General features: G+C 62.0%; 11 protein-coding genes and 3 pseudogenes. 8 read left to right on the top strand and 6 right to left on the bottom strand.

The window, feature by feature from the left end; genetic code table 11:
- Window positions 1-417: 417 nt before the first annotated feature.
- From AC5LXK_RS34670 to AC5LXK_RS34660, 3 genes are all read right to left on the bottom strand, one after another.
- Window positions 418-1221 (bottom strand): hypothetical protein, encoded by an 804-nt coding sequence (locus AC5LXK_RS34670; protein WP_493394148.1) that lies wholly within the window; start codon window positions 1219-1221, stop codon window positions 418-420.
- Between the two features lie 202 nt (window positions 1222-1423).
- On the bottom strand, window positions 1424-2551 hold the full coding sequence (locus AC5LXK_RS34665; RefSeq protein WP_493394147.1) for a M14 family metallopeptidase: 1128 nt from the start codon (window positions 2549-2551) through the stop codon (window positions 1424-1426).
- A gap of 44 nt (window positions 2552-2595) precedes the next feature.
- On the bottom strand, window positions 2596-3021 hold the full coding sequence (locus AC5LXK_RS34660) for a hypothetical protein (RefSeq protein ID WP_493394146.1): 426 nt from the start codon (window positions 3019-3021) through the stop codon (window positions 2596-2598).
- A gap of 754 nt (window positions 3022-3775) precedes the next feature.
- Here AC5LXK_RS34660 and AC5LXK_RS34655 point away from each other — a divergent pair.
- The gene (locus AC5LXK_RS34655) at window positions 3776-4039 is read left to right on the top strand and encodes a hypothetical protein (protein WP_493394145.1); all 264 of its coding nucleotides are present in this window, start codon (window positions 3776-3778) and stop codon (window positions 4037-4039) included.
- Window positions 4040-4616: 577 nt separating this feature from the next.
- On the opposite strand, the pseudogene AC5LXK_RS34650 reads toward AC5LXK_RS34655, so the two are convergent.
- A pseudogene (locus AC5LXK_RS34650) lies at window positions 4617-4949 on the bottom strand (Tn3 family transposase); the annotation flags it as partial.
- A 17-nt stretch (window positions 4950-4966) separates the two neighbouring features.
- Window positions 4967-5179, bottom strand: a pseudogene (locus AC5LXK_RS34645) (ISNCY family transposase); the annotation flags it as partial.
- Window positions 5180-5524: 345 nt separating this feature from the next.
- Here AC5LXK_RS34645 and AC5LXK_RS34640 point away from each other — a divergent pair.
- The 5 genes from AC5LXK_RS34640 to AC5LXK_RS34620 all read left to right on the top strand — a co-directional run bounded on the left by AC5LXK_RS34640 (window position 5525) and on the right by AC5LXK_RS34620 (window position 10152).
- Window positions 5525-6220: a hypothetical protein gene (locus tag AC5LXK_RS34640; RefSeq protein ID WP_493395095.1), complete on the top strand. Its 696-nt coding sequence runs from the start codon at window positions 5525-5527 to the stop codon at window positions 6218-6220.
- Window positions 6221-6230: 10 nt separating this feature from the next.
- Window positions 6231-6902, top strand: a complete 672-nt coding sequence (locus AC5LXK_RS34635; RefSeq protein WP_493394144.1) for a TetR/AcrR family transcriptional regulator — start codon at window positions 6231-6233, stop codon at window positions 6900-6902.
- 60 nt (window positions 6903-6962) lie between these two features.
- The gene (locus AC5LXK_RS34630) at window positions 6963-8441 is read left to right on the top strand and encodes a flavin monoamine oxidase family protein (protein ID WP_493394143.1); all 1479 of its coding nucleotides are present in this window, start codon (window positions 6963-6965) and stop codon (window positions 8439-8441) included.
- Window positions 8442-9281 (top strand): c-type cytochrome, encoded by an 840-nt coding sequence (locus tag AC5LXK_RS34625; protein ID WP_493394142.1) that lies wholly within the window; start codon window positions 8442-8444, stop codon window positions 9279-9281.
- Between the two features lie 199 nt (window positions 9282-9480).
- The gene (locus tag AC5LXK_RS34620; protein ID WP_493394141.1) at window positions 9481-10152 is read left to right on the top strand and encodes a TetR/AcrR family transcriptional regulator; all 672 of its coding nucleotides are present in this window, start codon (window positions 9481-9483) and stop codon (window positions 10150-10152) included.
- 226 nt (window positions 10153-10378) lie between these two features.
- Here the strand turns inward: AC5LXK_RS34620 and AC5LXK_RS34615 are convergent.
- A pseudogene (locus AC5LXK_RS34615) lies at window positions 10379-10681 on the bottom strand (thioesterase family protein); the annotation flags it as partial.
- Between the two features lie 924 nt (window positions 10682-11605).
- On the opposite strand from AC5LXK_RS34615, the gene AC5LXK_RS34610 reads away from it, so the two are divergent.
- Both AC5LXK_RS34610 and AC5LXK_RS34605 read left to right on the top strand, forming a co-directional pair.
- On the top strand, window positions 11606-13093 hold the full coding sequence (locus AC5LXK_RS34610) for a flavin monoamine oxidase family protein (RefSeq protein ID WP_493395094.1): 1488 nt from the start codon (window positions 11606-11608) through the stop codon (window positions 13091-13093).
- Between the two features lie 10 nt (window positions 13094-13103).
- Window positions 13104-13760 (top strand): c-type cytochrome, encoded by a 657-nt coding sequence (locus tag AC5LXK_RS34605; protein ID WP_493394140.1) that lies wholly within the window; start codon window positions 13104-13106, stop codon window positions 13758-13760.
- Window positions 13761-13766 lie beyond the last annotated feature (6 nt).

Raw genomic sequence — 13766 nt, 5'->3', positions numbered from 1 at the left:
GCTGTCCAGTCGAATCCGGGTGCGGGATAGCGGATTGGCAAACGTGCTGTCCTTGGCGACGCAGAGTCCGATCGGGTTTCGGGCAATGGCGATGACGATCAAGATTCCCGCATATCGGTGGTAACGCCATACGGCGAACCTGCGTTGCGAGAGTTCAGGCCGGGAATCGGCTATTCAGCCGTGGTGCGTGATCTCGAAAATCGATTCGGGAGGTGTCGAGATGTGTCGCGGGCCACGTCGCGCATCATGTCGGCCAATCGACGATGATCGCGACAGGCCGATTGTCCCCGGATGACGTGCGGCTCGACACTCGGCCCTGCGGGCCAGCTCACGATGATGATCCGGATCCGGCATGACCCGCCACGGCGCATGTTGCCCCGGAGAACCGCTATCGGGACCGTACGCCTTCGAGATGCGTCAATGCATGTAGGTGGTGTCGCGTTCGCGGACCCGGATCTCGATGCCGGCGTCGAGCAGGTCGATCGCGAGCCAGCGGATCAGTTTCAACAACTCGCTGACGAACGACAGCGCTCGCCACTCGTTCAGGAGCGCAACGGCTGCGGCGCTCTGCGTGCGCTGCAGTAGCCCGATCGCCTGCAGCAGCGTGGCCTCGTCGCTCGTCAGCGTCGTTGCGCACCGGCAAAAGGTTTCGAACGGCCGCGCCGACGCGCGCGTCAATACGTGCATGACCAAATCGAAACGCTCGATGCTCTCGGATCGCAAGCCGGTATCGGCGAGCATCCGGTTCCAGTCGAGCCTGGCGGGCTGCCCGTCGCAATGGGGCCGCCGCCAGGTCCGGATCGCGGCCAGCACTAGCGTTTCCGGTCCGTCAGGTGTGTCCAACAGGGCGTCGTCGAACGTTTCGCCGTATTGGGATGAGTGAATGTTCGGGTTCATCGGAATGTCCGTAAGGTCGCGGAATCTTCGGTATCGGCAGCGCGCCCGGATCCACATCCGGCCGAACCGTTCGCGGACGTGCCGGGATCGGGCAGGGCGCGGCGACGCGACACCGGTGTCGACCGGGGATCTGGCAAGCAGCACATCGGCCGACGGATCGAAAGCGAGCAGCCTGGCGTCGAATGTCAGGTCGGGTTCCGCATCGTCGGACCTCGGCGTGGCCGGCGACCCATACAGCTGCAGCGAGAGCAACGTGTCGAAGAATGGCGCTGTCGATATGTCTGCCGGGGCATCCGTGCGCATGGCCCGGGTGAGTACGTCCATGACATGATGCTCGGAAATTGACTTAAATGCAAATGATTCTCATTAACGATTGATCATGTTTTCCCAGTGCGAGCCCAACTGGCCATCGAAACGGGCCTCAGGCGATCAACGGTCATCGACCATTCGCTCTGGCCTTTCAGTATCGCAACCCATTGCGAGCCAGAGGCTTCCATGCCTGTCTCACGGAAGTCGGGACGAGCGCTCAAGGGCGCAGAGATGGCGCAAGCGCCACGGCGGCCTCGAGCACGGCCCGTCCGAAAGTACGGGCGTAGGCGACCGCATCCGCGTCGTTGCGCGGTCGGTCGGCGCTCTCCTTGAACGGCAACTCGATGGTCATCGCCAGCGCGTCAAATTGCGCCGCGACCCACGGGATGCACTTCCTTGGACTCGCGTGATCCGGGCGGTCGACGGAATAGCCGCGCGTCGTCTGGAATACGGGCGAGCGTCGCAGCAGGTCCTCGTCGAACGCGCGGCGCAAGGCCTGCAAGCGCGGGGTCCACGCGGGGCTGCCGTCGGCACCCACCGAAAAGACGTGGGGCAGGACCTCGTCGCCATGGAAGTCGACGAGCAGGTCGAGCCCGAGCGCGTGCATGCGCCGGCGCACGGCGGCTGTCTCGGGCGCGTCCGGATACTCGCGGTCCCAGCAGCGATTGAGATTGGCGCCGCGCGCGTTGGTGCGCAGGTTGCCCAGGCGCACACCGTCAGGATTGACATTGACGACGACGTGCACCGCGATGCCGCCGCTCTCCCAAACCGGACGCAGCTCGTCGCACAGCGCCTGCACGAGGCCCTCGAGGCAATAGCCTCCCTGCGATTCGCCCGGATGCTGACGGGCCATGAACCAGAGGTGCAAGCGCGACGCATGGCCCTCGAACGAGAGCATGCGGATCGGCTCGCCGAGCGCGGAGGTCCCGAGGGTTTCCAGCTTCGCGCCCGCCTGCGTCGCCCGAGCGGCGAGGTGATCCTCCGCGACGCGATCGAAGGTCGGGAAATAGGCGAAGCGTAGGCGCCGCGCCGGGCCGGGCGCGTGGAAGGTGAGCGTGTCGCCGTCGAAGTCCGTCGGCAGGCGGCGCCAGATCGCCGCTTCTCCACCGTCGGCGCGCATGCAGACGCGGTAGTCGAACCAGCCTTTCGGGTAGGACGAGCCGGCCAGACCTTCGGTGTGTACGTCGACACCTTCGGGCGGTAGATCGACCAACTCGAAGGCGAACCATTGGGTGAATTCGGCGGCGTTGTCACTGCGCAGACGTAAGCGCAAAGGCGAGCCGGTGAGGGGGCCGGCGACGACGTGCTCGATGGCGGCGGCTTCGAAATCGGTGTCGATGTGCATGGATCGGGTCTTGGGATAGTGTGGGGAATTGCGGCCTTAAGGCGCTACATTTTCGCGCCGTTGCTGCAGGCATGGGGTGCCGATGTCGCGGCGGACGTCAGATCCGCCAGCAGCAGACTCGCGACGCGGGCAGCATGAGCTGCGTTCAACACGTGGTTGCTGATCAGCAAGAACACTCCTTGCGTGCGGTTCCCGATGGCGAACAATCGGTGCGCGCTTCCGTGAGCGCCGATCAGGCGGTTGGTGTGTGGATCGACGTCGACGCCGCCGAACGGATGACGACGCGCGAGGCCCCTGGCGATCAGACGCGGATAAAGCGGCCCGGCCGACGCGTCGGGGCCGCCCGCCAGACCTGCTCCGAAGCGCAGTACGAAGGCTTCGCTGTCGTCGGTCACGTCCTTCAGCGGCCAGAGCCAGTCAAAGTGCAGCGCGTCGGTTGCCGCCGATGAGTGAACGAAGCGCGTTCGCACGCGAGCACCTGCAGGTCATTGCGATCAAGCTGCGACCGGCGCGCGAGATCCGCGACATCGTGCGTTCGCCAGCAGCTGGGATGGTGTGCAAAAGCCCTTCGATTTGCTGGAGGTGCGTGTGGATGAGCAAAGTGAATTCTGGCGGCACGGGTCCGCAGAATTTGGCATCCATCGAAGTCTGTTTTTAGTTTTGCGCGTATACCCTAGGTTTCGACGAAAGCAATGCTTTGATATGTTTATTTAAAAATGTTTCAGAATTAGAGCTTTTGAGAGCCAGGGTGCAAAACAGGTGTAGAGAAACTGTCATTTTCCGGCCTTACACACTTTCGGACTGATCCGACGGGATTGACCGGCGTCACAACCGGCACGGGGATTCAGATCGTATACAACGGCTGGGCGTGTGTAGGTGGCGCATGGTCGGCTATAAATAGCCACGTAAGAAGTCCCGATTCTATAGATGCCACTATCCCTTTAGGCCCGGGTTTCGGTTTCACAGCGACCATGGATCGATACGGGGTTATTTATGTCGCCGAACGCTGGTTTCTCGGTGCCTAATATGGGTAGTAGTTCGCCATTAAGCGTAAATTGGACTGGATACGGTACAACGCCCACGCCAGCGCAACTACACTTGTCTTCCCCGTGCACGCCTGGAGATTCCGAGGGAAGAGTCGGATTCGGATTTTCTGCTTCTGCGCCGGGTGGCTCGCTGGGATATAGTATTCCGGTATATCAGTCGTCTTTTGATTGGTAGAGTATGACAAATTATCCACTCCTTTTTTCATCATTTGCTCTTTCGGCTTTTATGGCATATTTGATGCTGATATTGACTGAGCGGGTGGTGGATTTTGTTCGCACCAGTAAAATGTGGGCCGCTTATTTCAGAATTGTCTATGGAATAGATGTGGCGAAAGTTAAGGATGAAAAGATTTTTAAAATTATTAGATTGTATGGATTTGTTGCTCTTTTTGCGGTGTTGGTTTTGGGGTGGAGGGTAATATTGGAATTATTAATTAAATAACTGACTTTATCTCGGCGGAATATTTTCATATTCCTTCGTATCCCTTGGGCACGTCGTGATGAGCATCGCGACGCGCACCTAAATCTCGATTGACCGCTTATCTGCAGTTATTCCTCCGGTGAGTGAGATAGTCATTGTAAAACTGGACTCTAATTTGAAACGAAGAAACGGACTAACAAAACTCCCGCGACGTCGTCGGCAGCGCACCGAGCAACTCTGTCCTGTCGACGAGTTTGCTCGCGATCAGGTGCTGCACCTGACCTTCGGCCTGCCAGATGCCGTAGACCGCGAGCAACGCGGCATACGACAGAAACTAGCCGACTACCGACGCATAAGTGCGTCGGTGCATGGCGGCGCATGGTCGGCGTACGCGGCCTCGGGGTGCCTTTGATCTCCATGCGTTTTTCCGGTTAGATACCCTTAGACTTGGCAAGGATTTGCCTTGCGCCCCCAAATAATTGTTTCGCCAAAACAATGGGTTAGTGTCTACCTTCCGCTAACGAAGCAGAGGGTGTCTCCGGATGAGGTGAATCGAAGATGAGAGTTCCTTCACCGGCGGCGCCAGTTCACCCCATCGTTAGGCGCTCCGACTGGTTGACGGAATGGGGTTGTCGGCCGCGATGCTCGGCAAGATCCGCTTTGCGTACAGTGACACGGGAAAATTGAAGGTGCCGCGCAAGGTGATGCCCTCAATATGAGTTGGGGCGATTCGCGGGAGTTGCTCGGTCGCGATCGGCTGCCCCCGGCTAGCTTCGATGTTCTCCAGGGCTGGTTGCATGTGGCTGGTGTTCCAAGCCGTCAAGATGTTCGAGAGCAGGGTCAACGCCGATGACACTGCCGCGAGAGATTCTTGGCGCCGAGCTAGCTTCACCGGAATGCGACCGATGTGAATTGCGCGTTGCACCGTATGGTTTTGTCACGTTGAGGATGAGTCAGCTTCCTGTTCTCGAGCGTATCGTCCACCAGATATAGCACCCGGTAATACAACACCGTCAGTGACTTCGATACCCGACGCGTTTCGCGCCAGGTCATCAGCCGATCCAGATTCTCATCGTTACGCAGCGGCCGGTGCGCATTGAAGTCGCTGCATGCCGGCTTCGCGAAGCGCGCGTTATACATGGCGATGAAGGAGGACGCGTATCTGGCAACTTCGTTGGTGTTGGCCACGGGTTGGCTGGATGCCTGACGATGCTCTCAAGCGATCCAGGCGCTTTCGAGGCAGGGGAATACCCTGCTTTTTTTGTGGCTAGTTGTTATGTACTGTGACCTATATTAGTCACTGTTTTCTATTTTTGACATCCCGATCCGCTTGACCCGAATCTGTTCGACAAACAGGGAGGGAAGCGACGAAGGGGGACATGCGGTGTCGCAGCCGGTGTGAACGGGAAGTACGAGTACACCGGTGGGCGTGCGCAATCGCGTCGGGCGCGCGTTGATCTGGGAAAAAATGAAGCATCGAACCGAATCGGTACTGGAAATTTCATGATGAATTTCAGATCTCCTGACATCTGGTTGTCCGTCGCCTTGCTGGCGTGGGCGACAGGCACGTATGGCCTGAAGTTTGTCCGCAAGCGTAATCCGTTGCTCGGATTCGCCTGGTGGGTCGTGACGGCGTCCTCCATCAATGCGCTGATTTTCATGGCAACGGGCTGGTCATGTTCGTCCGGCGTGGCCCATTTCCTGGACATGTTCACGAGAGCGTTCGGCATCCCGGTTATCGCGGTTGCCGGCATGATGGCCGTCACCCACGAATACCGGCCGATGCCACAGCAGGTCGTCATGTTGTTCGGGATGGCCGTGGTGGGAACGCAGGCGCTGATGACGCTGGAGTTCATCGATATCGTCCTGCCGTATTTCTACGTTGCGATGTGGGCCTTGCTGGCGCTCTATCTGGGTTATGTCGTCGTGCGGCTGTTGCGCGCCGGGGAAACGTTTCATGCGACGACGACGACGCTTGCGCTCGTGCTGTCGCTGATCGTCGCGTACGTCGATGACCTGTACAAGATGCCCGGCAATGCGCACGGGGCCGTATTCAACTTTCCCGTGCTGGCGTTGCTGACGTGGTCATATTTCGCGGTTGCGATCTACTACGCTTACTGCGCGCTGGAACGGAAGCATTATGTCGAAATGACCGACGCCGCAGGCATGCTCCGGTGCCAAGAATTTGCCTTATTCGAATAGGAATCCTTACATGAATGAGGATCTGGAAGCGTATGAAAGTGCTGATATGAATCGGTCTGGAAAAACGGTGAAGTCGACGCCCGCGCGTAGAAAGAACGGCGGCGAGACACGCGAGCGTCTGCTGCAAGCGGCACGAACGATCTTTGTTGAACGGGGGTATGCGGCGGCGAGCATCGAGCGCATCGCCGTCGCGGCGGGCTATACGCGCGGCGCGTTCTATTCGAATTTCCGCGACAAGACCGTCGTGTTGCTCGAATTGCTGAAGCTCGATCACGAGGATGTCGAGCGTGAACTGATGTGCATCGTCGAAGCGTGCAACGACCGCGAGGTGACGGAGCGCGCGATGCAAGCGTACTTCAGGCAACGCTATCGACAGCCTGACGCATGCGTCATGTGGATGGAAGCGGCACTCCTGTCCGTGCACGACCAGCCGTTCCGCGTTCGATTCGCCGCATTTCTGAACGAGCGGCGTGTTCGGATCGAGGCTTGCGCCTGCGCGCTCGCCGAGCACGCGCATAGGTGGCTGCCGTTGCCGGTCGAGTTGCTGACGCTCGGATTGGCGGGGCTGGACGACGTGTTGGCTGACGGCGCGAGCGGACGACGGCACCTGACCGACGCGTGGGTCGACGCGGGGGGGACGCGGGTGTTCGCGGGCAGCCGATGCGACGAGCCGATGGAATGACCACGCGATCGCGGCATGCCGGTGCAAGGACAAATTGACGAGGACGGAAGGAATCTGACAATGAATCGCAAACCCAGGCCGGATGCACAGACCCGGCGCAACATCTTGCGCCTCGCTGCGGTTGGTGCAGCATCGCTCGCAGCCGGCGATGTGTCGCTCGCGCAGGCGGCCGGCGCAGTCGCCGGGAACGACGTCGTGCTTGACGTCGCGATCATCGGCGCGGGGCTCGCGGGGCTGACCGCCGCGCGCGACCTGAAGCGTGCCGGATGTGAATCGTTCGTCGTGCTCGAGGCGCGTGATCGCGTCGGCGGGCGAACCTACAACCACGACCTCGGTGGCGGGAGGATCTCCGAGGCCGGCGGCCAATGGTTCGGTCCGGGCCAGACGGCGATCGTCGATCTCGCGCGCGAGTTGAAGGTCGATACGTTCGATACGTACTACGCAGGCAAGACGGTGTTTCTCGCGGACGGTGCCCGGGTGGCCCAGGATACGCAGGGCACGGTGGGCGGCAACCGCACGATTGCGGCCCGGCTCAGCGCCATGGCGAAGCACGTGCCTTCGGCGGCACCGTGGAAAGCGCCGAACGCGGCGGCGCTCGACAAACTGTCGCTGGGCGCGTGGCTTGCGCGGCAAGGCCTGACCAACGAGGAGAAGTTCTCGTTCACCCTGGCGGCCCGATTGTCGCTCGGTACGGCGCCGGCGGAGCTCGGTTTGCTGCACTACCTGGCGACGATCAACAGCGCGAACAGCGACTACGACCAGCTCGAGTCGATCAAGGGGGGCGCGCAGGAATCGCGCTTCGTCGGAGGTTCGCAGGTGCTGAGCATCAGGATGGCGAGCGAACTGGGCGAACGGGTGAAGCTGTCCTGCCCGGTGCGCAAGATTTCCGGCTGGAATCGCGAGGTGGTCGAACTCTTCACCGACCAGGGCGTCGTGCGCGCGCGTCGCGTGATCGTCGCGTTGAATCCGGCGCTGTGCAACCAGGTCGTATTCGACCCGCCGCTACCGGACGGTCGCGTGCAATTACAGCGCCTGTGGCCAGCCTACGCGCCGATGCGCAAGACGGTTCACGTCTACGACCGGCCGTTCTGGCGGGACGCCGGGTACAACGGGCAGGTCATCCCGGTCAACGGTCCGCTGTTGTGGACCTATGACAACTCACCGCCGGACGGCTCGATCGGCGTCATCAACGCCTTCATCGCACCGGGTGCGCTCGCGAGCGACGCGAAGGTGGCTGAACAGACGCTTTCCGCGATCTATGCGCAGGCGCTCGGCGACCAGGCGCTGCGCCCGACGCAGTTCCACGATTACGACTGGGGCAAGGTGGATCCGTGGTCGCTGACCTGCATTCATCCGATTCCGCCCGGCTTCTGGACGAAATGGGGCGAGTACCTGCACCCGCCGGCCGGTCGGCTGATCTGGTCCGGAACGGAGACTGCCGACATCTGGGCCGGCGCAATGGATGGCGCTGTGCGTTCGGGGCATCGCGCCGCACTGCAGGTATTGGCTGCGCTCGCGCATCAGACAACGGAGGTTTGAGTGAAGCGCGCATTGATCATCGGTGTTGTCGTGGTGGCGGCCGTGTCGGCGGCCGGCGTACTGTTTGGGCGCGATCTATATGGCTATTACCGCTTCGGGAAAGCGCTGGATGGCGAGGTCGACGCGCTCAAGGCCGATGCCGGCCCGTGGCCTCAGCCGCAGGAGACGTGCTTCATCTGTCACGGTCCGCGCGGGCAATCCGGTAACGGCGGATATCCTGCGCTGTCCGGTCAGCCGTCTGCCTACATCGAGGCCCAACTTCGCGCGTTTGCCAGCGACCGCCGGCCGGACCCGTACATGGGGCCGCTCGCGCGCGGCATGGACGAGAAACAGATGAAGCTGCTGGCCGAGTATTTTGCGCGCCAGGCGCCGGTCCAGAACGAGCAGATCCGGGTCGATGCGGCGCTCGCCGCGCGCGGCCTGTCGGTCGTGCAGGCGAGGAGTTGCGTCGCATGTCATGGCGCGGGCCTGATGGGTAACGAGCACGCGCCTCGCCTCGCGGGACAGGGCGAGGCCTATCTAGCGGGCCAGCTCGCCGCGTTCCGGGCGGGCAAGCGGCATGACGAGACGGGTGCGATGAATGGTGTGGCCGCCGCATTGTCAGATGAAGACATCCGGGCCGTCGCGCATTATCTGGCGGGTATCGCGCCGACACACGCTGCAGCCTCGACCGCATCGGCGGATCAGGTGAAGGAGATCACGGCCGTCAAGACCGGGGATCGTGCCAATGCGGCCAGCGCGATGCACGACGCCGTCGCCAGATTGTCCGGCGACGACATCCATGCAGTGGCGTACTACCTGGCCAACGTGCCTTCCGAGCGCGTCGGCGGCGTCAGGTAACGCCGAGAAGGCACATCGACCCCGCGCGCTTGTTGCGACGACGCGGGTAGACCGGCGCGCCGAGGTGGAGCGGCCAGGCTGGGGCTGCGGCGCTCCGGATGGAAATTGGTGTCCGCATCGGGTATAGTCGTTCGCGACCGGCGAAACGCCGGTCCTATCACATCAGGAAGGCGGAAACGCCCAGATCACGACGGAAGCGATGACAGTGCCTATTGAGCAACCGACCAGGAAACGGCGCACATCGAGTGCAGCAGCTACCGGCGCGCAGCCTGACGGCCTCAGGGCCCAAGGCGTGCGTACGCGCAAACTCATCGTGCGCGTGGCGAAGAAACTCTTGCTCGAGAGCGGTGCGCTGGAGTTCTCCCAGCGTGCGGTCGCGCAGCGTGCCGGCATCAGCGTCAGCAACCTCCAGTACTACTTTCCAACGCGGCTTGCCGTGCTGCGGGCGGTCGTGGAGCCCGAGATCGACGCATACCTGAGCGAGTTGAAGCGGGCGCTCGAAAGCGGCGCGTCGCCGCGTGAAACGCTCGATGCATTGCTCGGTATGGCGCTCGAGAATGTGAAGGACGTCAAGGGCACAGCCCTGTGGGCCCACTTCGTTTCATTCGCGTCGATCGATCCCGAATGCGCGCGGCTGATCGACGAATGGTATGCGTCCCTGACGCAAGCCATCGCTGCGCTTGTCTGTGCCCTGAATCCGAGCCTGAAGGGGGCCGACGGCGAGCACGTGGCGATGCTGCTCGTCGCGATGGCCGACGGGTTGGCGCTCCAGTACACGATGGGGCGGCAGACGGCGGGGCTCGACGCGAGGTTCCTGGCGACGGTGTACAGCCTGGTGGAGGGCAAGGCGTCCGGCGGCAAGAGCCGATAGCGGCCGCAGCCTGGCCAGGGTGACACAGGAAGACAGGGCATGCCCCTGTCTTTTTCTTTTGCTGCTGTGCACGATCCCGCATGACGGGCGCCCCGTTTTGCGATGGCGACACGCACGGTGATCCTTCAGATTGCTCTAGACGGGTTGCCGAGCGTGCCGCGGAATTTCGCGAGCTGACGCGATTCCGCCACGAACTGCCCGTTCGAATCCCGCAATTCACATCGATGACCAGCAGGCCATTGCGAACCTCGTTCGTCAGGAAGCGTGCGTGGATGGGTCCGGGGCCGGGAGTGGCCTTGAGGTGTACCGCATAGTCGATCGTCGGCACCGATTCCCACTCGCCGCGATCTATCACGTTGTAGATCGGTGGCGGGAACGCATCGGCGAAGAGGACCAGCGACGCGAGTGTCGGTGATGCTTCGTCATCCAGAGAAATCCATCCCTCGATGACTGCGGTGTGTTCCGGCCCGCTGTTCTGCAATATCCCGGATGTGAGACGCAGGTTGAACTGCGACGTGAACGACCGCATCGGATCGGGGATCGCCAGCGTGTCGATGCTCACGCAGGCGTGATAAGGCGTGGCTGGCAATTGCGATCCCGCGCAATGCGACGCGGTAGCACCGGTTGTCCGGGAGAAATCGGTGAACGTCGCAACATAGAACGCCTTGAGCTCGTCTCTCTGCAGCAGCGACAACGTCGCGCGCGAAAGGCTCTTCGTCGATCCCAGTTCGACGATGCGGGCCGTTGCGGGGCCGGAAACGGGGGGCCGAGAAAACTCGCGTTGATCGGCAGCAGGTCGGGATGCGCGCTTCGGCCGGCTAGCGTCTCGGCTGCCAGCCTGGTGAGATAGCCCCGTTCGGATAGCCGAGGACGTTGAATCGCGACGAGATATCGACGGGTATTTCCGCGCAGGCGCCTTGCATTCCTGTTCCCATGAAACGATGCCACGTCGACGAGGCGACGCATCGAGTTAAGCCGTACGAGCACACGGCGCGCAAGCGGTATCGACCGAACAGGGTTGCCGTGATCGAGTGCGGGCAAGCCATCCGGAGATGCCATCGCTGGCGGATCGATGCGTTTTCTCGCGTGAATTCGTGACCCCCAGCATAGCGAGTGCATGTGCCGCACTGAAGTTTATTTTGTGAATCGGCCTGTATTCGTGCGATGAATGATTCGCTTCGAACATCGTCGTCTACGAGCGTCTTCTGGTTAGCCAAAGGCAGGGTTATCCCCTGTCTTTTCTTTATCTTGTTTATATGTATCATGACCTACGTTTGTCACATATTCCTACAAATGGATTGCGTGGTTGGCCGATTTTCCTTGCGCCACGAGCGGGGCAGGGACAGCGACCGCATTCCGATCGATTCGGAACGACGTGCCGAACGGGCCGTATATCGTTCGTTATCCTGATGGACGGCTCCCGAGCGACTTTTATTGCAGTAGCCAACACAAAATGCCAAAGAAGTCTTTCCCCAATGGAGCCGCCGATCTGCACCGGAGACAGTGGCTCAAGTATGCGGGCGCGTCAGCCGCCGCCGTGGGCACGCTTGCGATCGGCGCACGGCAGGCGAGCGCCGGCGAAGGCGGCACGTCCGGCATGCCGCACGACGTGCTCGACGTGGTCATCATCGGCGCGGGGCTGGCGGGACTGACCGCCGCCCGCGATTTGCGGCAGGCCGGTTGCGAATCGTTCGCGGTGCTCGAGGCGCGCGACCGCGTGGGTGGCCGGACCCTTAACTACAACGTGGAAGGCGGATACATCACCGAGGTCGGCGGTCAATGGATAGGGCCAGGCCAGACCGCCGTCGCCGATCTCGCCCGCGAGCTGGAGGTCGGGACGTTCCCGAGCTACTACGAAGGCAAGACGGTCATCCTGGGTGGTGAAGGCCGTGTGGCGGTCGACCTGAAAGGCACGTTCGGCACCGATGAAGCCATATCGTCAAAGCTCGGCACGCTGTCGCGCGACGTACCTTCGGGCGCGCCGTGGACGTCGCCTCGGGCTGGCGAGCTCGACAAGATGTCGGTGGCCGACTGGATGGTGACGCAGAACATCAAGCCGGAAGACCGGCTGGGTTGGGACGGCTCGGTCTCGCTGAGCGGCGGTGTTCCGCCGGTCAAGATGGGGCTGTTGCACTTCCTGTCGATGATCAATTCGGCGTCGTGCGACTACACGCAGCTCGATTCCATCAAGCACAGCGCGCAGGAAACGCGCTTCATCGGTGGCTCGCAGATCCTTTGCATGAAGATGGCCGGGCAATTGAGCGACAAGGTACGACTGTCGACCCCGGTGCGCCGGATCTCCGGCTGGGATCGCGACATCGTCACGCTGCATACCGATCGCGGAGAGGTACGTGCGCGCAAGGTGATCATGGCCATCCACCCGGCCCTGTGCAACCAGGTGCAGTTCGAGCCGCCGTTGCCCGAGAAGCGGGCGTCGTTGCAGCGTGCGTGGCCCGCTCACTCGCCGGCGCGCAAGACGGCGATGGTCTATCGCCGTCCGTTCTGGCGGGAGAAAGGGCTGAACGGTCATATCTTTCAGGCAGGCGGGCCGATCATCTGGGCGTACGACAACTCCCCGTCCGGCGGTGAGATCGGAATCATCAATGCGTTCGTCCGGAACGCGCTGGTGCCGTCAGACCGGAAGGCCGCACAACGCATGCTTGCGGAAATCTATGCGCAGGCGTGGGGCGACGACGCGTTGTCGCCCGTGTCGTATCACGACCACGACTGGAGCCGCGTCGATCCGTGGACGATCACGTGCGTGTCCGCGATTCCGCCGGGTTTCTGGAGCGCGCATGGTGACGGACTGCATTTGCCGTGCGGCAACCTGATCTGGTCGGGGACCGAAACCGCGAACATCTGGGCAGGCTACATGGATGGCGCAGTGCGGTCGGGCCACCAGGGCGCATTGCAGGCGCTGAACGGCCTGCGCCGCGCATAGGAGAGCAACCGTGAAGAAATGCATTTTGCTCGCCGTTGCTGGGCTCGTTGCCGTATTGCTCGTCGTATTCGGGCCGACGGTGCTGGGTATGTACCGTCTGCAACAGTTCGTGTCCACGTCGGAAGATGCGTACCGCGCCGACGGCGGCCCGTGGCCGCACCTGTCTGACGCGTGCCTTGGCTGTCACGGTGTCAAGGGTACGTCGGTCGCACAGGACTATCCGAGTCTTGCGGGACAACCGGCTTCCTACCTGGCGGTCCAGCTTCACGACTTCGCGAGCGGCAAGCGCGCCAATCCGAACATGGCGCCGCTGGCGATGAGCCTGAGCGAGACCGACATCAAGTCGCTGTCCGACTACTACGCACGGCAACCAGCCCGAAGCAACCGCTACTTTAAAGCCGACCCGCAACTGGCGGCGCAAGGCAGGCAACTGGTCGAGAAGGGGACATGTGCCGCGTGTCACGGCGCCCGCCTGACGGGCCAGGCGCAGTTCCCGCGGCTGGCGGGCCAGGGGCACGACTATCTCCTGAAGCAACTGGAGGCGTTTGCCGCCGGCACGCGAACGGAAGCGACCGGCACGATGCAGCGCGTCGCCGCTGCACTGTCGTCGAAAGACCGCGAGGCCGTCGCCCAGTACCTGGCGAGTTTGAATCCGGAGAAGGAATGATGAACC

Source organism: Burkholderia pulmonis, from assembly GCF_984667975.1.
This window is presented reverse-complemented; position numbering and strand designations above follow the sequence as displayed.

Coding starts and splice junctions, on each gene's coding strand:
- AC5LXK_RS34665 (WP_493394147.1), bottom strand. CDS start 2,551: ATGCACATCGACACCGATTTCGAAGCCGCCGCCATCGAGCACGTCGTC.
- AC5LXK_RS34640 (WP_493395095.1), top strand. CDS start 5,525: ATGAATTTCAGATCTCCTGACATCTGGTTGTCCGTCGCCTTGCTGGCG.
- AC5LXK_RS34610 (WP_493395094.1), top strand. CDS start 11,606: ATGCCAAAGAAGTCTTTCCCCAATGGAGCCGCCGATCTGCACCGGAGA.
- AC5LXK_RS34635 (WP_493394144.1), top strand. CDS start 6,231: ATGAATGAGGATCTGGAAGCGTATGAAAGTGCTGATATGAATCGGTCT.
- AC5LXK_RS34630 (WP_493394143.1), top strand. CDS start 6,963: ATGAATCGCAAACCCAGGCCGGATGCACAGACCCGGCGCAACATCTTG.
- AC5LXK_RS34655 (WP_493394145.1), top strand. CDS start 3,776: ATGACAAATTATCCACTCCTTTTTTCATCATTTGCTCTTTCGGCTTTT.
- AC5LXK_RS34620 (WP_493394141.1), top strand. CDS start 9,481: ATGACAGTGCCTATTGAGCAACCGACCAGGAAACGGCGCACATCGAGT.
- AC5LXK_RS34670 (WP_493394148.1), bottom strand. CDS start 1,221: ATGGACGTACTCACCCGGGCCATGCGCACGGATGCCCCGGCAGACATA.